Annotated in this window: 16 protein-coding genes; 7 read left to right on the forward strand and 9 right to left on the reverse strand. The window is 61.8% G+C overall.

Features of this window, described 5'->3' with window-relative positions:
- Nucleotides 1-3 precede the first annotated feature (3 nt).
- The 7 genes from flgK to DBR46_RS13095 all read right to left on the reverse strand — a co-directional run bounded on the left by flgK (nucleotide 4) and on the right by DBR46_RS13095 (nucleotide 8,669).
- Nucleotides 4-2,052 carry a flagellar hook-associated protein FlgK gene (gene flgK, locus DBR46_RS13065; protein ID WP_124526527.1) on the reverse strand — a complete coding sequence of 683 codons (2,049 nt, stop codon included), beginning with the start codon at nucleotides 2,050-2,052 and terminating at the stop codon, nucleotides 4-6.
- Nucleotides 2,053-2,062: 10 nt separating this feature from the next.
- Entirely contained in the window at nucleotides 2,063-3,331 is a 1,269-nt protein-coding gene (flgJ, locus tag DBR46_RS13070; RefSeq protein ID WP_124526528.1) for a flagellar assembly peptidoglycan hydrolase FlgJ, read from the reverse strand.
- 4 nt (nucleotides 3,332-3,335) lie between these two features.
- Nucleotides 3,336-4,445: a flagellar basal body P-ring protein FlgI gene (locus DBR46_RS13075; protein ID WP_177414051.1), complete on the reverse strand. Its 1,110-nt coding sequence runs from the start codon at nucleotides 4,443-4,445 to the stop codon at nucleotides 3,336-3,338.
- Between the two features lie 6 nt (nucleotides 4,446-4,451).
- A complete protein-coding gene (flgH, locus tag DBR46_RS13080; RefSeq protein ID WP_124526530.1) occupies nucleotides 4,452-5,147 on the reverse strand; it encodes a flagellar basal body L-ring protein FlgH in 696 nt (231 codons plus the stop codon).
- Nucleotides 5,148-5,200: 53 nt separating this feature from the next.
- On the reverse strand, nucleotides 5,201-5,986 hold the full coding sequence (gene flgG, locus DBR46_RS13085) for a flagellar basal-body rod protein FlgG (RefSeq protein ID WP_017735191.1): 786 nt from the start codon (nucleotides 5,984-5,986) through the stop codon (nucleotides 5,201-5,203).
- Nucleotides 5,987-6,048: 62 nt separating this feature from the next.
- A complete protein-coding gene (locus DBR46_RS13090) occupies nucleotides 6,049-6,789 on the reverse strand; it encodes a flagellar basal body rod protein FlgF (protein WP_124526531.1) in 741 nt (246 codons plus the stop codon).
- Between the two features lie 317 nt (nucleotides 6,790-7,106).
- Nucleotides 7,107-8,669 (reverse strand): sigma-54-dependent transcriptional regulator, encoded by a 1,563-nt coding sequence (locus tag DBR46_RS13095; RefSeq protein ID WP_124526532.1) that lies wholly within the window; start codon nucleotides 8,667-8,669, stop codon nucleotides 7,107-7,109.
- A gap of 257 nt (nucleotides 8,670-8,926) precedes the next feature.
- Here DBR46_RS13095 and phhA point away from each other — a divergent pair, with 257 nt between their 5' ends.
- The 3 genes from phhA (at nucleotide 8,927) to DBR46_RS13110 (ending at nucleotide 11,367) form a co-directional block, all read left to right on the forward strand.
- Nucleotides 8,927-9,718, forward strand: a complete 792-nt coding sequence (gene phhA, locus DBR46_RS13100) for a phenylalanine 4-monooxygenase (RefSeq protein ID WP_124526533.1) — start codon at nucleotides 8,927-8,929, stop codon at nucleotides 9,716-9,718.
- A 99-nt stretch (nucleotides 9,719-9,817) separates the two neighbouring features.
- The gene (locus tag DBR46_RS13105) at nucleotides 9,818-10,174 is read left to right on the forward strand and encodes a 4a-hydroxytetrahydrobiopterin dehydratase (RefSeq protein WP_017735186.1); all 357 of its coding nucleotides are present in this window, start codon (nucleotides 9,818-9,820) and stop codon (nucleotides 10,172-10,174) included.
- Nucleotides 10,174-11,367: an amino acid aminotransferase gene (locus DBR46_RS13110; protein WP_124526534.1), complete on the forward strand. Its 1,194-nt coding sequence runs from the start codon at nucleotides 10,174-10,176 to the stop codon at nucleotides 11,365-11,367. The genes DBR46_RS13105 and DBR46_RS13110 overlap by 1 nt, the downstream gene beginning before the upstream one ends.
- Nucleotides 11,368-11,492: 125 nt before the next feature.
- On the opposite strand, the gene DBR46_RS13115 is transcribed toward DBR46_RS13110, so the two are convergent.
- Nucleotides 11,493-12,302, reverse strand: a complete 810-nt coding sequence (locus DBR46_RS13115; protein WP_124526535.1) for a UDP-2,3-diacylglucosamine diphosphatase — start codon at nucleotides 12,300-12,302, stop codon at nucleotides 11,493-11,495.
- 136 nt (nucleotides 12,303-12,438) lie between these two features.
- Between DBR46_RS13115 and DBR46_RS13120 the strand changes: the two genes are divergently transcribed.
- The 3 genes from DBR46_RS13120 to DBR46_RS13130 all read left to right on the forward strand — a co-directional run bounded on the left by DBR46_RS13120 (nucleotide 12,439) and on the right by DBR46_RS13130 (nucleotide 14,586).
- Nucleotides 12,439-13,191 (forward strand): AraC family transcriptional regulator, encoded by a 753-nt coding sequence (locus DBR46_RS13120; RefSeq protein ID WP_124526536.1) that lies wholly within the window; start codon nucleotides 12,439-12,441, stop codon nucleotides 13,189-13,191.
- A gap of 100 nt (nucleotides 13,192-13,291) precedes the next feature.
- Nucleotides 13,292-14,176 (forward strand): DMT family transporter, encoded by an 885-nt coding sequence (locus DBR46_RS13125; protein WP_124526537.1) that lies wholly within the window; start codon nucleotides 13,292-13,294, stop codon nucleotides 14,174-14,176.
- Between the two features lie 128 nt (nucleotides 14,177-14,304).
- On the forward strand, nucleotides 14,305-14,586 hold the full coding sequence (locus tag DBR46_RS13130) for a hypothetical protein (RefSeq protein ID WP_124526538.1): 282 nt from the start codon (nucleotides 14,305-14,307) through the stop codon (nucleotides 14,584-14,586).
- Between the two features lie 37 nt (nucleotides 14,587-14,623).
- Here DBR46_RS13130 and DBR46_RS13135 read toward each other — a convergent pair whose 3' ends face one another.
- Nucleotides 14,624-14,911, reverse strand: a complete 288-nt coding sequence (locus DBR46_RS13135; RefSeq protein ID WP_124526539.1) for a SelT/SelW/SelH family protein — start codon at nucleotides 14,909-14,911, stop codon at nucleotides 14,624-14,626.
- Between the two features lie 84 nt (nucleotides 14,912-14,995).
- Between DBR46_RS13135 and DBR46_RS13140 the strand changes: the two genes are divergently transcribed.
- On the forward strand, nucleotides 14,996-17,185 hold the full coding sequence (locus tag DBR46_RS13140; RefSeq protein ID WP_124526540.1) for a patatin-like phospholipase family protein: 2,190 nt from the start codon (nucleotides 14,996-14,998) through the stop codon (nucleotides 17,183-17,185).
- Nucleotides 17,186-17,400 lie beyond the last annotated feature (215 nt).

Genomic DNA, 17,400 nt, shown 5'->3' on the forward strand with positions numbered 1-17,400 from the left:
CCCTTAAAGGCTATTGATCAATGTGGTGAAGGTTTCTTGCGCGGCCTTGATGATCTGCGACGACGCGGTGTAGTACTGCTGGAACTTGATCATGTCGCCCGCCTCGTCATCCAGGTTGACCCCGGACACCGAGTTGCGCGCGCCTTTGTTGGCGGCCAGCAAGGCGCCGGTCGCGGCCACATCGACACTGGACTGACTGGCCTTCGCGCCCACCTGGGACACCAGGCGGCTGTTGGCACCCACCAGGCTCACGCCGACGTTGCCGTCGCCCATGCCCACCGTGGCCTTGGTTTGCAGGTCAAGCAACTGCTGGGCGTTGCGGCCGTCGGACTTGCCGGCGCTGTTGAACGAGAACGTGGTGCTGTCACCCTCAGCCGGCGAGCCGTTGATGGTAGTGTCGAATTTGAAGCCCGAACCCGGGATCGGCGTACCGCTAGCGTCCAGTTCGGGCACGTTGACGGTGATCTTGTTGCCCTGCCCCGGCACGATGGTGCCGGTGCCAATCGCCTTGCCCTGGGCGTTGCTGATCGTATACGACTGGGTACCGTCGGCGGCCGGCTTGCCAAACACCATTTTCACCGGCATCAAGCCTTCGATGTTTGTGCGCAGCTTCGCTGTGTCAGCGCCGCCATGGATATCCAGTGGCGCCGTCAGCGTCGGCTGGGTAAAGGTGCCCGTGCCGCTGTTGGTCTTGCCGCCTTCGCCGATCAGCGGGCCGGCAAAGGCAAGCTTGTTGGCATCCGCCATGTCCACGCCGATAGCGCTGGCACCGTTGGCCGTCGGGCTGACCTTGAAGCTGTCGCCATAGCTCATCGTGCCTTTGCCATCGAGCGTCACGGTTACGCCGTCAAACGACACCGGCGTGGTGGTGGAGCTGATGTCGAAGTTGCCCATCGACTTACCGTCCGAGCGCTCCACGGTGATGATGTTCGGGTTGGTCTTGTCGCTGAAGGTGATCTTGTAGTCATAGGTCGTCAGCTTGCTGCTGTCGTTGATCGTCACATTCAGGTTGCTGGACGCGGCACTGTTGCCCGCCGCCGCCTGGCTGCGCGAAGCAATGGCGGTGGCGCTGTTGATGTCCTTGAACAGCGACGTACCGAAGTCACCGTTCAGATCCAGGCCCTGGCCCAGCTGATTGTTGATCGTATCCGCAGTCGCAATGGCCAAGCGCCCCAGCTCATTGATGGCTGGCATCAGGGCGTCGCTGCGATAACGCAACAAGCCACCAATACTGCCGCCGCTGATCACCGAGCCCATGTCCAGGGCGGTGCCATTGACGTTCAGCTGAATGGTGTACTGGCTATTGTCGTCTTTGCTCGGCACCGCCGAAATCGTGTTGGCAATCCCGCCTTCCACCAGCGACTGGCCAGTGCCGGTGTTGATGCTGAATTGGCCGTTCTTCTCTGTCGCGGTGACGCCGATCAGCTCATTGAGCGCACGTACGGCCTCGTTGCGCGAATCCAGCAAATTCGCGGGCGCGGCGGTCGCCGAGCCCTGGGCCTGGGAGATCTGCTTGTTCAGCGACGCAATCGAGGAGGTCAATTGGTTGACCTGGTCGCTCATGGTGCTCAGCTGGCTATTGATGGTTTCTTTTTGCTGGGTCAGCTGCGTGGAGATCGAGTTGAAGCGGTTGCTCAGCGTCTTGGCGTTGGACACCAGCAGCTGGCGCGCCGACAGGTCATTCGGGTTGGACGACGCGGTCTGCAAGGTCGCAAAGAACGAGCTCAGTGCCGAAGACATGCCGGTGGTCTTGTCCGACAACACTTTATCGATGGCGCTGACCTGCCCTAGGTAGGCATTGGCATCGCTGCTCAGCGCGGTGCTGTTCTGATACGCCGCATCCAAATACTCGTTATACACCCGACGCACATCCGCCAGGGTCGTGCCGCTGCCGATGAACACGCCGCCGAACTGGCTCGACGCGCTGGCGTTCTGGGTGGCCTGCTGACGTGAGTAGCCCGCGGTGTTGACGTTGGCAATGTTATTACTCAAGACCGACAGCGATCCTTGAGCGGCATTGAGCCCTGACATCCCGATACTGAGCAAACTCATGATTCAGACCTTATAAATGTGTGGTTGCGCCAGCGGCAGCGTAGTTCTGGTAGCTGTTCATCGTTTTGGCGATCTGCGAAATCTTGCTGGCATAGTCTGGGTCGGTTGCGTAACCGGCCTTTTGCAACTCGCGTACAAACTGTTCCGGGTTGTCGGCCGACTTCACAACTTCTTTATAGCGATCATTGCTTTGCAGCAATGTCACGAGGTCGTGGAAGCTGTCTTGATAGGAGCTGTAGGAACGGAACTGCGCCGTTTCCTTGACCATCGCGCCATCGCGGAACTCGCTGGTGATTGCACGGGCCTGGCCACCCTGCCAGCTCTGGCCGGCCTTGATGCCGAACAGGTTGTGGCTGCTGCTGCCGTCTTCGGCGCGCATCACTGACTTGCCCCAACCGGTTTCCAGCGCGGCCTGGGCCACCAGGTACTTCGGATCGACGCCAATGCGCGCGGCGGCCGCCTTGGCCATCGGCAACATGGTGGCGACAAATTCGTCCTGGGAGCCGAAGGCTTTTTTCGCCGGTGCCAGCGGTGGCTGGGCAATAGCGCGGCCATAGACCTGCATGCGCCCGCTCGGCACGGCAAAGCTGCGCGTGGTGCTGTTGATTACGTTGTCTTCAGCGGCGCTGTTACGCAGTGGCGCGGCCTTGGCGACGTTGGTGTCAGTGCTTGGCACGATGCCGGCCAGCAGGCGGTCGGTCAGCTTGCTCGGCAAGGCGATGCGGCGCTGGTTCATCAGTTCCATGTCATTGCTGTGGGATGCGGCAGCGCCGGCCTGTGGCTCAGCCACGCGATACGCCCACAGTGGGCGCTGACCATTGGAGCGACCCAGCGGCCCCTCGGCCTGAGTGCCGGCGCCGATTTCCGTCGGCACATCCACTTTCTTCGCCGGCTCAGCCGCTGCCGGGCCCTGCAAGGTGGCCGCCTGGGCTTCCACCGGTTTGTTCTTCTGCATCTGGCGCATCAGCACGTCGGCCAGGCCGATACCGCCACCCTCGCGGGACATCGATACCGCCAGTTGCTGGTCGTACATTTCCTGGTATTGCTTGGCTGCCGGCGTGTTCATCGGGTTGTCTTTGCCCAACGCCTCAGTCGCCGAACGCATCGACTTGAGCATCTCGCTCAGGAACAGCGACTCAAACTCCTGCGCCACCTTGCGCATGTTGCCTTCGCTGTTCTTGTCGGCACCGACCTTGAGCTGGTTAAGCCGGTTCAAGTCGGAGTACGACCCCGAGTCCGCCGTGCTGCTGATCCCGCTCTTGCGCATATCCATGGCCATGGCCTCAGATCACGATCAGGTCGGCTTGCAACGCGCCGGCCTGTTTCAGGGCTTCAAGGATCGCCATCAAGTCGCCGGGCGCTGCGCCCACCTGGTTCACCGCGCGGACAATCTCATCCAGGGTGGTGCCGGGGCCGAACTTGAACATCGGCTTGGCTTCTTGCTGGGCATTCACCCGCGAGCGCGGCACCACGGCCGTCTGACCATTGGACAAAGGCCCGGGCTGGCTGACGATCGGGTCTTCGGTGATGGTCACGGTCAGGCTGCCGTGGGTCACCGCTGCCGGCGACACCTTGACGTTCTGGCCGATCACGATGGTGCCGGTGCGCGAGTTGATGATGACTTTGGCGACGGCCTGGCCTGGATCGACTTCAAGGTTTTCCAAGATCGACAGGTAGTCCACACGCTGGCTTGGGTCCAGCGGCGCGGTCACGCGGATCGAGCCGCCGTCGATGGCCTGGGCCACGCCAGGGCCGAGCATGTCGTTGATCTTGTCCACCACGCGCTTGGCGGTGGTGAAGTCGGAACGGTTGAGGTTCAGGGTCAGGCTGTTGCCCTGGTTGAAGCCGCTGGGCACGGTGCGTTCCACCGTGGCGCCGCCAGGAATGCGCCCGGCGGACGGCACGTTGACGGTGATCTTCGAACCGTCGCGGCCTTCGGCGTCAAAACCGCCCACCACCAAGTTGCCCTGGGCGATGGCATACACGTTGCCGTCGATACCTTTGAGCGGGGTCATCAGCAAGGTGCCGCCGCGCAGGCTTTTCGAGTTACCGATGGAGGACACGGTAATGTCCACCACCTGGCCCGGCTTGGAGAACGCCGGCAAGTCGGCACTGATGGACACGGCCGCGACGTTTTTCAGCTGCACGTTGCCCGAGCCGGCCGGCACCTTGATGCCGAACTGCGAGAGCATGTTGTTGAAGGTCTGCAGGGTGAACGGGGTCTGGGTGGTCTGGTCACCCGTGCCATTGAGTCCCACCACCAGGCCGTAGCCGATCAACTGGTTGGAGCGCACGCCGGAGATGCTGGCGATGTCTTTCAGGCGCTCGGCCTGGGCGACGGCGCTCAGGGACAGCAACAAGGCCGCCACCATCAGCTGTTTGAGTTTCAAAATGGCCACCTAGAAAGGGAACAGCGGGCTAAGGAAGAAACGGTCGAACCAGCCCGGCTGGCTCGCATCGGCAAACGAACCCGTACCCGAATAGGTAATGCGCGCATCGGCAATCCGCGTGGACGGCACGGTGTTGTCGGTGGAGATGTCATCGGCACGCACCATGCCGGCAATCCGCACCAGCTCGTCGCCGGTGTTGAGGGTCATCCACTTTTCACCGCGCACGGCGATGATGCCGTTGGGCAACACATCGGCCACGGTCACGGTGATCGAACCGGTCAGGCTGTTGCCCTGCCCCGCCGCGCTCTTGCCGTTGGTGGCACGGTCGCCGCTGTAGCCGGCTTCCAGGCTCAAGTCACCACTGCCCAACGGGTTGTTGGTGTTGGGCACGCCGCCAAACAGCGAGGTCAGGCCGATGCCGGTCTTGCTGGTCTTGCCGATCTGCGAGTTGGCGTTTTTGCTGGCCTGGGTCTTCTCGTTCAGGGTGATGGTGATGATGTCACCGACCCGGAACGCCTTGCGGTCGCTGTACAGGTTCTGTTCGAAACCGGCCTGGTAGATCGAGCCATTGTTGGCCGCCGCCGGCAACGGCGTGCGTGGCAACACCGGCGCGTAGTACGGGTCATTGGGTTTCGGCGTCGGGGCGACACAGCCCGCGAGCACGGTGATCCCACTCAATGCCAGAACAGAAACGTAGCGATTCATGACCCTTACCTCACGGTGTTGCAGGCGCCCTCAAGGGCGCCCCATAGACTTGATTACAGATTCTGCGTGACGAACGAGAGCATCTGGTCGGCGGTGGAGATCACCTTGGAGTTCATCTCGTAGGCGCGCTGGGTGGTGATCATGTTGACCATCTCCTCAACCGTGCTCACGTTGGAAGTTTCCAGGGTGCTTTGCAGCGTGGTACCGAAACCGTTCAGGCCAGGGGTGCCGATTTGCGGCGCGCCGCTGGAGGCGGTTTCGAGGAACAGGTTGTTACCCATGGCTTGCAGGCCGGCCGGGTTGATGAAGTCGGCGGTTTGCAGGTTGCCGATCACTTGCGACGCCGGGTTGCCGGCCACGGTGATGGACACGGTGCCGTCGTTGCCGACGGTGAAGGTCTTGGCATCGGCCGGGACGATCACGGCCGGTTCCAGGGCGAAACCGTTGGCGGTAACCATCTGACCGTTGGAGTCCAGGTGGAAAGTACCGTCACGGGTGTAGGAGGTGGTGCCATCCGGTTGCAGGATCTGGAAGAACCCACGGCCGTTGATGGCCATGTCCAGCGGCTGGCCGGTCTGTTGCAGGTTACCGGCGCTGAAGTTCTTCTGGGTGCCGACAATCGCCACCCCCGTACCCAGTTGCAGGCCCGACGGCAGTTCGCTGTCCTGGGTCGATTGGGCGCCCGGCTGCTTCTTGATCTGATAGAGCAGGTCCTGGAATTCGGCACGGTCACGTTTGAAACCCGTGGTCGACACGTTGGCCAGGTTGTTGGAGATGGTGGTCAGGTTGGTGTCCTGGGCGGACAGACCGGTTTTGGCAACCCATAGAGCCGGAAGCATGTTGTTCTCCTTCGTGCGCCTGTTTGTTGGCGCCGCATCACAAATTAGTTAGTGGGTTGCAATCAGGTCATCGCCATGACGCGCGTCATGGCCTGATCGTCTTCCTTGGCGCTGTTCATCATCTTGATGTGCAGCTCGAATTGCTTGGAAAGCGCCAGCACTGCGGTCATTTCTTCCACCGCATTCACGTTGCTCGCCTGCAGGAAACCCGAGGTCAGCTTGACGCCCGCATCGGCCTGGGCCGGCTGGCCGTCCTTGGTGTGGATGCTGCCATCCAGACCTTTGGTCATGTTCTTCAGATCGGGCTGCACCAGCTTGATCCGGTCCACTTCAGCCATCACGCGCGGGCCTTCGCCCATGGCGCGGATGCTGATGGTGCCGTCGGCGCCCACTTCGATTTTTTGCTGGGGCGGCACGGCAATCGGGCCACCGTTGCCCATGATCGGCATGCCGTTGCCGGCGCGCAGCACGCCCAGCGCATCGACGTTCATGCTCGCGCTGCGCACGTAGGCTTCGCCGCCATCCGGGGTCTGCACGGCCATCCAGCCGTCGCCGCTGACAGCCACGTCCAGGTCACGGCCGGTTTCAATCATTGCGCCAGGGCTGAAGTCGGTGGCCGGGCGTTCGGTGAGGGCAAACGCCCGCGCCGGAAAGCTGTCACCAAACACCGGCATCGAACGCGCCTGTTCCAGGTCACGTTGGAAACCATTGGTGGAAATGTTCGCCAGGTTGTTGGCATGGGCCTTCTGCGCCAGAGCATTCTGGCTGGCGCCGGTCATTGCCACATAAAGGTACTTGTCCACGCTCTATCCTCTTTCTGACGGACGTTTGCCGCCCACCGCTGTGCTGATGAGGCTTAAGCAATTTGCGAACCAACTTTCTAAAAGAGGGCGAGATGCAAGCGGAGCAAGGGTTTGCGGGAAGGCGGCGGGAAATGGGCGCGGGGTAAGAGTCGAAAAAACGGCGGACTACTGCCGCCTGCGGCAAGCCCCGGTCTTGAAAACAACGAGGATCAAAGGTGGGAGCTGGCTTGCCTGCGATAGCGGTGAATCAGTCAGCATCTACTTCACTGATACACCGCTATCGCAGGCAAGCCAGCTCCCACACTTTTAACTGCGCTCTACTTTTCCACCTTGATCACTTCGTAATCCCGCAACTTGTTGGCAATGGTGGTATGGGAAACCCCCAAGCGCTTGCCCAACTGGCGGCTGCTCGGATGCTCGGCGTACAAACTTTCCAGCACCGCCTTTTCGAACCGCCCGACAATGTCCTCCAAGCCACCCTCCAGGGAAAAATCGCCAAGCGGTTGACGCACCCCATAGTCCGGCAACCGAATATGCTCGACCTTCACCGTCCCCCCCTCGCACAACGACACGGCCTGGAACAGCACGTTTTCCAACTGCCGCACATTGCCCGGCCAGTGGTAGTGGCTGAGCTTATCCATGGCAGCGGGTGCGAGCTTAGGCAGCGGGCAGCCAATTTGCCGGCTGGCCTGATCCAAGAAGTGCTCAACCAACGGCGCCAAACCATCCAGGCATTCGCGCAGCGGCGGGATATGCAGCGACAACACGTTGAGGCGGTGATAAAGATCCTGGCGAAACTCGCCACGGGCGCAGAGTTCCGACAAGTCCACCTGGGTCGCGCAAATCACCCGCACATCCAGGTACACCTCTTCATCGCTGCCCACACGCCGAAAGCAGCCGTCCTGCAAAAAGCGCAGCAACTTCACCTGCAAACGCGCACTCATTTCCCCGACACCATCCAGAAACAACGTCCCGCCCGCCGTCAGCTCCAGCAACCCCAACTTGCCCTCGGCCCGTGCACCTTCAAACGCACCCGGACCGTAGCCGAACAGCTCCGTCTCGGCCATCGACTCCGGCAAACCGGCGCAGTTGAGCGCCATCAACGGCGACTGCCCACGCGGGCTGGCCAAGTGACAGGCACGCGCCAACAACTCTTTGCCGGTACCGGTTTCACCTTCTATTAATAGCGGCGCATCCAGCGGCGCCATGCGCCGGGCCTCACGAACCACGGCGGCCATGACCTTGGAGCTTTGGAAGATGCTGTCAAAACCACGCAGCTCCTGCTTGCGCACATTGTAGATACGCTCACCGACGCGGTCGGCACGGTGCAGGGTCAGCACGGCGCCGGCCATGGCTTCGCTGTCATCGTGTTCAGAGGATTGCAGCGGCGCGATGTCCGCCAGGAACACGTCACCCTTGACCTTGACCCGCAGGCCGTTGATCCGCGATTTGCTCGCGCGCACCAGTTCCGGCAAGTCGAAGTCCTCGGCATAGCGCGACAGCGGAATGCCTGGCACCTCGTCCACCCGCACCCCGAGCAACTGCGCCGCCGCACGGTTGGCGGCGACGATGGAGCCGCCCATGTCAATGGACAGCACCGGAAACTCCAGGGCCCCCAGTAACGCATTGAGCTCCATATGCCGGCGCTCACTGGGCATCAGCCCTACACGCTTCACGCCAAATACACCGGCAATCGCTTCGAACTGCGGGCGCAGCGCCTGGAACTGCATATTCACCAGGTTTGGGCAAAACAGATAAATGGCGTTGCCATGCTCACCACCGACCTCGCCCTTGGCGACGTTGACGCCGTACTCCACCAACAGGTTGAGAATGTCTCGCAGGATGCCAATGCGGTTCTGGCAGTGCACTTTGATACGCATGAAGAGGCTCGAAAAATAGGTAGGCGCCGCGTCTTTTTGTCGCTGGGCGCAGATAGTCGTCAAGATTATGTGACAGCTAGTGACCTTTTCCCAGCCCATTGCAACGACTGGCGCGCCAACCGTAACGAATACTTTACGAAAACTAGTAACTTTTCCCACATTCCAGCCTGAAACACGGATGGAGTCTCGCCCGACAAGGGGTATCAATAGAGGCATCGCAGGACATAACAAGAACGAATGCCTAGCAGGAGAGCCGTATGAAGCAGACGCACTACGTGGCCCGCGAGCCCGATGCGCAAGGTTTTATCCACTACCCGCCGGAAGAACACGCGGTGTGGAACACCCTGATCACGCGCCAGTTGAAAGTGATCGAAGGCCGCGCCTGCCAGGAATACCTGGACGGCATCGACAAGCTGGGCCTGCCTCACGACCGCATCCCGCAACTGGGCGAGATCAACAAAGTGCTGGCCGAGACGACCGGCTGGCAAGTGGCCCGCGTTCCCGCGCTGATTCCCTTCCAGACCTTCTTCGAACTGCTCGCCAACAAGCAATTTCCGGTCGCGACCTTTATTCGCACCCGTGAAGAACTGGACTACCTGCAAGAGCCGGATATTTTCCACGAGATCTTTGGCCACTGCCCGCTGCTGACCAACCCTTGGTTCGCCGAATTCACCCACACCTACGGCAAGCTCGGCCTCGCGGCCAGCAAAGAGCAACGGGTCTACCTGGCGCGGCTGTATTGGATGACCATCGAGTTCGGCCTGGTGGACACGCCCCAAGGCCTGCGCATCTACGGCGGTGGCATTTTGTCGTCGCCCAAGGAGACGGTGTACAGCCTGTCCGCCGAACCCGAGCACCAGGCCTTCGACCCGCTGGAAGCGATGCGCACGCCGTATCGCATCGACATCCTGCAACCCTTGTACTTCGTGCTGCCAGAGCTCAAGCGCCTGTTCGAAGTGGCGCAGGAAGACATCATGGGCATGGTCGAACGCGGCATGCAGCTGGGTCTGCACGCGCCGAAATTCCCGCCCAAGCCCAAAGCCGCCTAAACCTCAGTTTTTAGGGCCAGGTGAGTCTGTTCCCCGGCCCCGCGTTGCTTTAGGGTGACGCCACTGACCTTCAAATATTCGAATTCAGGACCCTTTCACATGACCACCTTGAACCAAGCCCACTGCGAAGCCTGCCGCGCCGATGCCCCACAAGTCAGCGATGAAGAACTGCCGGTGCTGATCAAGCAGATCCCCGACTGGAACATCGAAGTACGCGATGGCGTGATGCAGCTGGAAAAGGTTTTCCTGTTCAAGAACTTCAAGTTCGCCCTGGCGTTTACCAATGCCATGGGTGACATCTCCGAAGCCGAAGGCCATCACCCAGGCCTGCTCACCGAGTGGGGCAAGGTCACCGTGACCTGGTGGAGCCATTCCATCAAAGGCCTGCACCGCAACGACTTCATCATGGCCGCCCGCACCGATGAAGTGGCCAAGGACGCCGAGGGCCGCAAGTAATGCACTTTGATGCGATTGGCCGCGTGCCCGGCGACCCGATCCTCGGGCTGATGGACCTGTATGCCCAGGACAGCAACCCGAACAAGTTCGACCTCGGCGTCGGCGTCTACAAGGACGACCAGGGCCTGACGCCGATTCCCCGCTCAGTGAAGCTGGCCGAACAGCGCCTGGTGGACACGCAAACCACCAAGACCTACATCGGCGGCCACGGCAACGCCGCCTTCGGCACACTGATCAGCCAATTGGTACTCGGTGCCGACTCGGCACTGATCCACGCCCGCCGCGCCGGCGCCACCCAGACCCCAGGCGGCACCGGCGCCCTGCGCCTGAGCGCCGACTTCATCGCCCACAGCCTGCCGGGCCGTGGCGTGTGGCTGAGCAACCCGACCTGGCCGATCCACGAAAGCATCTTTGCCAAAGCCGGCCTCAAGGTCAGTCACTACCCCTACGTGGGCGCGGACAACTGCCTGGATGTGGCGGCCATGCTCGCCACCCTCGCCACCGTGCCCAAGGGCGACGTGGTGCTGCTGCACGCCTGCTGCCATAACCCGACCGGTTTTGACCTGTCCCAGGACGACTGGCGCCAAGTGCTGCAGATCGTGCGCGAGCGCCAGTTGCTGCCCCTGATCGACTTTGCCTACCAAGGCTTTGGCGACGGCCTGGAGCAAGATGCCTGGGCCGTGCGCCTGTTTGCGGCCGAGTTGCCGGAAGTGCTGGTCACCAGTTCGTGCTCGAAGAATTTCGGCCTGTACAGCGACCGAGTCGGCGCGTTGATCGTGTGTGCAGCGGATGCCGAGAAGCTGATCGACGTGCGCAGCCAACTGGCGAATATCGCGCGTAATTTGTGGTCAACGCCGCCGGATCATGGTGCGGCGGTGGTGGCGACGATCCTGGGTGATGCCGAGCTGAAGGCATTGTGGAGCGGTGAAGTGGAAGCCATGCGTTCGCGGATTGCGCACCTGCGCTCCGGGTTGGTAGAGGCCTTGGCGCCCCACGGATTGGCCGAGCGGTTTGCGCACATCGGGGCGCAGCGTGGGATGTTTTCCTACACCGGTTTGAGTGCCGATCAAGTGAAACAACTGCGCGAGAAGCACAGCGTGTATATGGTCAATTCGGGGCGGGCGAATGTGGCGGGGATTGATGCGACACGCCTGGCGTTGCTGGCCGAAGCGATCGCCGACGTCTCCAACTGAAGAAACCCAATCTAAATGTGGGAGCGGGCTTGCTCGCGAAAGCGGTGGGTCAGTCAATGATACTGTGACTGAAAGACCGCATTCGCGAGCAAGCCCGCTCCCACATTTGGACCGAGTACAACCTTTCAGCCAGCAACCATCTCAGCCTTGAGCTGCGCCTCTTTCGCCTGCGCATCCGCCAACCGATACAACTCGATCTGCCCATCCCAGTGCTCGATCAACGCCGTGCACGACTCCACCCAATCCCCGCAGTTGAGGTAATCCACCTCGCCCACCTTGCGAATCTCCGCATGGTGGATATGCCCGCACACCACCCCGTGCAGCTCGCGCTTGGTCACTTCGTGGGCGATGGCTTCTTCGAAATCGCTGATGAAGTTCACCGCCGTCTTGACCTTATGCTTGAGGTAAGCCGACAGCGACCAATAGCCATAGCCGTAACGTGCACGCCAGTGGTTCAGCCAGCGGTTCAACGTAAGGGTGAACTCGTAGGCCGAGTCGCCGAGGAATGCCAGCCAGCGATGGTAGCGGGTGATCACATCGAATTGGTCACCGTGAATCACTAGCAGATGCCGACCGTCTGCCGTCACGTGCACCGCTTCATCCACCAACTGGATATTGCCGAGGATCAGCTTGGAATAGCGACGCAGGAATTCGTCGTGGTTGCCGGTGACGTAGATCACCTCGGTGCCGCGCTTGGCCATGGTCAGCAGGCGGCGGATCACGTTGGTGTGAGCCTGGGGCCAATACATGCCGCCGCGCAGTTTCCAGCCGTCGATGATGTCACCCACCAGGTAGACCTTGTCGGCGTGGTAACCCTTGAGGAATTGCGACAAATGTTCCGCCTGGCAATCCCGGGTGCCCAGGTGCACATCGGAAATCCACAGGGTACGCACCCGTTGCTTGCGGCTGGGCTTGGTGAACTCGGCACTGGTCATGGGCATCCCTCGACGCTGTTTTTGCGAGCTTGCGCCAAGGCGATTAATAGCCCATGACAACTGTGCGTCAGTCTGATGACAGCGCTCAGGGCCCGCAAAGCGTTGTAGACTGCGACAGCCTGCCCAGGAGACCGCGATGAGACCGATCCTCACGCTACGCCATTACACCCAAGCGCCTATCGACCACAGCCATGACCACGCGCAGCTGGTGTTCGGCCTGTCCGGCCACCTGGACTTCGAGGTCGAGGGCCGTGGCAGCCAGGTGCGTGAAAGCAGCGTGATGGTACTGCCCTACTCCGCCCACCACGTCTGCGACAGCCGCGATGGCAGCCGCTGCCTGGTGCTGGACGTGCCCACCGAACACTGGGTGATGCAGTCGTTGGGGGAGCATGCGGATGCCAGTCGCCGCTTGCTCGATCAACCGACGCGCCTGGCCCTGGACGCCCGGCAACACCAGTTGGTGCAGTGGCTCGCGCACAGCCCGGTGAACGACCCGCTGATCGTGCAGCAAGGCGCGGTGCTGCTGCTCGCCAGCCTCAACCAACCGCAAGAGGCCATGCCCCTGCCGGGCAAACGCCTGCCGTATGCCGCATTCAATGTGCACATCGAGCGCCACGCTGCCCACCCGTTGCAGGTCGCCGACCTCGCGCGCATCGCCGACCTGTCGCCAGCTCGCCTGCACGCGCGGTTTATGGCCGAATGCGGGCAGACGCCCATGGACTACATCCGCAGCCGTCGCCTGCACATGGCCCTCGACCTGTTGCGCGGAACACCGCTGCCCATCGGTGAAATCGCCGAGCGCGTCGGCTATAGCTCGCAAAGCGCCTTCGCCGCCGCGATGCTGCGGGAATTCGGCGCCTCCCCCGGTCAGCTGCGTCGCGCACCGTAGCAAGAGTCCCGCGACAAACAGCGCGAGCCCGACGACAGACACCCAGGCCTGCCACCCTCTAGACTGGGTTTTTCGTCACCCCGTACGTTCAAGGATCGCAATGACTCCCCGTTCAGCCCTCGGCGCCCTGCATATCGGCGCATTGATGTTTGGCCTCACCGGCGTATTCGGCAAGCTGGCGGCCGCCTCGCCGGCCATTATTGTGTTTGGCCGCGCCGCGTTTGCCGTGCTCGCCCTGGCGGTATTCGCACGCTTCGCCAGCAATGCTCCGTGGAAACAACTGCAAAGCCGCGACTGGCGCCGGCTACTGGGCAGCGGCGTATTGCTGGCGGCGCATTGGGTGACGTTCTTTATGGCCGTCAAGGTGGGCGGTGTCGCGGTCGCTACCTTGGGCTTTACCGCGTTCCCGGCGTTTACCGTGATCCTCGAAGGGTTGATTTTCCGCGAGCGCATCCGCGCCAACGAAGTACTGCTGGTGGTCTTGGTCAGCATCGGCCTGGTGCTGGTCACCCCGGACTTCAATCTTGCCAGCGAAGCCACCGGCGGCCTGTTGTGGGGCATCGCCTCGGGGCTGTTGTTCTCCTTGTTGTCGCTGAACAATCGCGCCAGCTCCGGGAGGATTCCCGCCGTGCAGGCAGCGCTGTGCCAGAACGTGGTGGTCGCGGCGTTGCTGTTGCCGGTTGCAGCCCCCGGGCTGGCGGATGTGCGCGGCCTTGACTGGTTGTGGATCGGCTTGTTGGGGGTGTTCTGCACCGGCCTGGCCCACAGCCTGTTTGTCGCCAGCCTGGCGGTGATCAAGGCGCGTACCGCGTCGGTGGTGTTTGCGATGGAGCCGGTCTACGGCATTACCGTGGCCTGGCTGCTGTTCGCCGAAACCCCGACGCTGCGCATGCTCCTGGGCGGCGCGCTGATCATCCTTGCCATCGTGCTTTCGGGACTGATGGGCAGCGCCAGCCAGGCCAAACAGCCGGCGGCAACGGCCTGATCTATACTCTGGCGATCCGCAACAGTCTGTCGTCGTTCAACGGATAAAGACTTCTCGACGACAGCCCTGACGTTTGAAGTTGCTGCAAGCGAGTGGTCACTCCATTAACGCTATGCAGGGGTTTCATCATGGAAACACTTATCAGCTTGCTCGTGCAGATCATCAGCGGTGCCGTCGGCGGCAACTTGGCCGGCATGACCAAGCAGAGCCTGGGGACCGGGCTCAACACCTTTCTCGGCGGTGTGGGCGGCCTGGTCCTGGGCCAGGTCATTGCGCAGTTCACCGGCACAGCCGACGGCGCGGCACTGGACGTAGCAACGGTGGGCACCAATATCGCCGGTGGTGGCCTCGGCGGCCTGGTCCTGACGTGGGTTGTCGGGTTCATCAAGCAGAAGATGGCCGCCAAGTAGCAGCGTCCCGGTCACCGTTCCCCTGGAGCGGTGACCTTCACTGCGTGCGGTCGTTGTGCCCGAGGTCGCGCTGCGGGTCGATCTGATCACGCACCCGCTGCTTGAGTACCTTGGCTTCCGGGAAGCCACCGTCCTGTTTACGCTCCCAGATCTGCACGCCATCGCAGGTGATGCGAAACGCACCGCCGGTGGCCGGTTCCAGCGACACTTTGCCCAGGTCATCCGAAAACGTACTGAGCAGCTCCTGGGCCAGCCACGCCGCCCGCAGCAGCCACTGACACTGGGTGCAATAGGTGATGACGATCTCGGGCTTGTTCATGGACATAACTTGAGAGGCTCCTGGGGTAACGGGCTCGGCTGATCGGGTGGCTATAATAGCGGCCTTTAACGCCGAGCCTTGAGATTCATGATGCGCCGCCTGTTGTCCTGCCTGTTGCTGTGCCTGCTGCCCCTCCTCGCCCAAGCCGTCGAAACCCCACGCCCGAAAATCGGCCTGGTGCTCTCCGGCGGCGCCGCCCGTGGCCTGTCGCACATCGGCGTGCTCAAGGCGCTGGAGGAGCAAGGCATTCACATCGATGCGATTGCCGGCACCAGCATGGGCGCGGTGATTGGCGGGCTGTATGCGTCGGGCTACAAGATCGACGAGCTGGAAAAACTGGCCCTGAGCATCGACTGGCAACAGGCGCTGTCCGACGCGCCGCCACGGGAAGACGTACCGTTTCGACGCAAACAGGATGACCGCGACTTCCTGGTCAAACAAAAACTGAGCTTTCGCGACGACGGCAGCCTGGGCTTGCCACTGGGCGTGATCCAGGGCCAGAACCTCGCACTGCTGCTGGAAAGCATGTTCGCCCACAGCAGCAACACGCGCAATTTCGACAAGTTGCCGATCCCGTTCCGCGCCGTAGCCACCGATATCACCACCGGCGAAAAGGTCGTGTTCAGCAAGGGCCACCTGCCCCAGGTGATCCGCGCCAGCATGTCGATCCCGGCAGTGTTTGCCCCGGTGGAGCTGGACGGCCGCCTGCTGGTGGACGGCGGCATGACCGACAATATCCCGCTGGATGTGGCGCGGGAGATGGGCGTGGACATCGCCATTGTGGTGGACATCGGCACCCCACTGCGCTCGCGCAAACAACTGGCGACGGTGGTGGATGTGCTCAACCAATCCATCACCTTGATGACCCGCAGCAATTCCGAGGAACAACTCAAGGCCCTGCACCCCAAGGACGTACTGATCCAGCCGCCCTTGGCGGCGTTCGGTGTGACCGATTTCGGCCGTGCCAAAGAGATGATCGACGCCGGCTACCGCGCCACCCGCGCCCTCGACCTGCGCCTGGCCCACCTGCGCCCCGCAGAGCCGGTCGACCCGCAACTGGTGGCGGCGCGCACACCGGGCGAGCGCACGCCGGTGATCACCGCCATCACCGTGGAGAACGACTCGAAAGTCAGCGAAGACGTGATCCGCTATTACATCCGCCAACCCCTGGGCGAACCGCTGAACCTGGGGCGCCTGCAAACCGATATGGGCACCTTGTATGGCCTGGATTACTTTGAGCAGGTGCAATACCGCGTGATCAAGAAAGGCCAGGACAACACCCTGGTCATCAGCGCACGGGGCAAACGCAGCGGCACCGATTACCTGCGCCTGGGCCTGAACCTGTCGGACGACATGCGCGGCGACAGCGCTTTCAACCTCGGCGCCAGCTACCGCATGAATGGCATCAACCGCCTCGGGGCCGAATGGCTGACGCGGGTACAGATCGGTGACCGACAAGAGCTGTACAGCGAGTTCTACCAACCGATGGACACGGGCTCGCGGTACTTCGTCGCACCTTATATCAGCGCGCAGGCGCAGAACGTCGAGCTGATCCTGGACAACGACCCCATCTCCGAATACCGCCTGGAACGCTACGGTTTCGGCCTGAACGTGGGCCGCCAGATCGGCAACAGCGGCGAGATCCGCTTTGGTGTCGGTGAAGCCTGGGGCAAGGCGGATGTGCGCATCGGTGATCGCGACCTGCCGAGCGTGAGCTTCAGTGAAGGTTTCTACGAGTTGAAGTACTCCTTCGACTCCCTGGACAACGTGTACTTCCCCCACAGCGGTGAAGACATCGGCCTGGCCTACCGTGAATTCGAACCGGGGCTGGGTTCCGACCAGCGCTACCGGCAGTGGGAGTTCAAACTGGACAAGGCCATGAGCAATGGCCCGGACACTTTGGTGCTGGGCGGGCGCTACGGGCGTACGCTGGATAAGTCTGATGTGGTTATTTCCAGCTTTCTGCTGGGGGGTGCGCGGCAGCTGTCAGGCTTTCGTGAAGATGCGATTTCTGGGCAGAACGTCAGCCTGATGCGGGCGGTGTACTACCGCCGGCTGACGCCGCGCTCGTACTTGCCGCTGGATTTCCCGCTGTACCTGGGGGCTTCCCTGGAGCGAGGCCGGGCGTGGAACAACGACAATGAGTTCGACAGCGGTTATATCAACGCTGCGAGTATTTTCCTGGGGTTTGATACGCCGTTGGGGCCGCTGAATTTCAGCTATGGGTTTAACGATGATAATCAGAAGGCGGTGTATCTGAATCTGGGCCAGACGTTCTGACACTGTTGGAGCTGGCTTGTATGGGGTTGGTTTTTGTGGGAGCTGTCTTTTGTGGGAGCTGGCTTGCCTGCGATAGCCTTTTTCCGCAGGCGCTCGAGCTTTGGCAGGTGTATGCGGTCCAAATGTGGGAGCGGGCTTGCTCGCGAAAGCTATGTGTCGGGCGCTGGAGCTTTTTGGTCGGAGTACATATCCAGTGCTGCGGTAACGGCCACTTA

Source organism: Pseudomonas sp. KBW05 (genome assembly GCF_003852405.1).
In the GTDB taxonomy this organism is placed as follows: domain Bacteria; phylum Pseudomonadota; class Gammaproteobacteria; order Pseudomonadales; family Pseudomonadaceae; genus Aquipseudomonas.

Excerpts from the sequence above, each read along its gene's own strand:
- DBR46_RS13135 (WP_124526539.1), bottom strand. The coding sequence starts at position 14,911 with ATGTCCATGAACAAGCCCGAGATCGTCATCACCTATTGCACCCAGTGT.
- DBR46_RS13095 (WP_124526532.1), bottom strand. The coding sequence starts at position 8,669 with ATGCGTATCAAAGTGCACTGCCAGAACCGCATTGGCATCCTGCGAGAC.
- DBR46_RS13115 (WP_124526535.1), bottom strand. The coding sequence starts at position 12,302 with ATGACCAGTGCCGAGTTCACCAAGCCCAGCCGCAAGCAACGGGTGCGT.
- flgJ (WP_124526528.1), bottom strand. The coding sequence starts at position 3,331 with ATGGCCATGGATATGCGCAAGAGCGGGATCAGCAGCACGGCGGACTCG.
- DBR46_RS13125 (WP_124526537.1), top strand. The coding sequence starts at position 13,292 with ATGACTCCCCGTTCAGCCCTCGGCGCCCTGCATATCGGCGCATTGATG.
- flgG (WP_017735191.1), bottom strand. The coding sequence starts at position 5,986 with ATGCTTCCGGCTCTATGGGTTGCCAAAACCGGTCTGTCCGCCCAGGAC.
- DBR46_RS13120 (WP_124526536.1), top strand. The coding sequence starts at position 12,439 with ATGAGACCGATCCTCACGCTACGCCATTACACCCAAGCGCCTATCGAC.
- DBR46_RS13105 (WP_017735186.1), top strand. The coding sequence starts at position 9,818 with ATGACCACCTTGAACCAAGCCCACTGCGAAGCCTGCCGCGCCGATGCC.
- DBR46_RS13110 (WP_124526534.1), top strand. The coding sequence starts at position 10,174 with ATGCACTTTGATGCGATTGGCCGCGTGCCCGGCGACCCGATCCTCGGG.
- DBR46_RS13140 (WP_124526540.1), top strand. The coding sequence starts at position 14,996 with ATGCGCCGCCTGTTGTCCTGCCTGTTGCTGTGCCTGCTGCCCCTCCTC.
- flgK (WP_124526527.1), bottom strand. The coding sequence starts at position 2,052 with ATGAGTTTGCTCAGTATCGGGATGTCAGGGCTCAATGCCGCTCAAGGA.
- DBR46_RS13130 (WP_124526538.1), top strand. The coding sequence starts at position 14,305 with ATGGAAACACTTATCAGCTTGCTCGTGCAGATCATCAGCGGTGCCGTC.
- phhA (WP_124526533.1), top strand. The coding sequence starts at position 8,927 with ATGAAGCAGACGCACTACGTGGCCCGCGAGCCCGATGCGCAAGGTTTT.
- flgH (WP_124526530.1), bottom strand. The coding sequence starts at position 5,147 with ATGAATCGCTACGTTTCTGTTCTGGCATTGAGTGGGATCACCGTGCTC.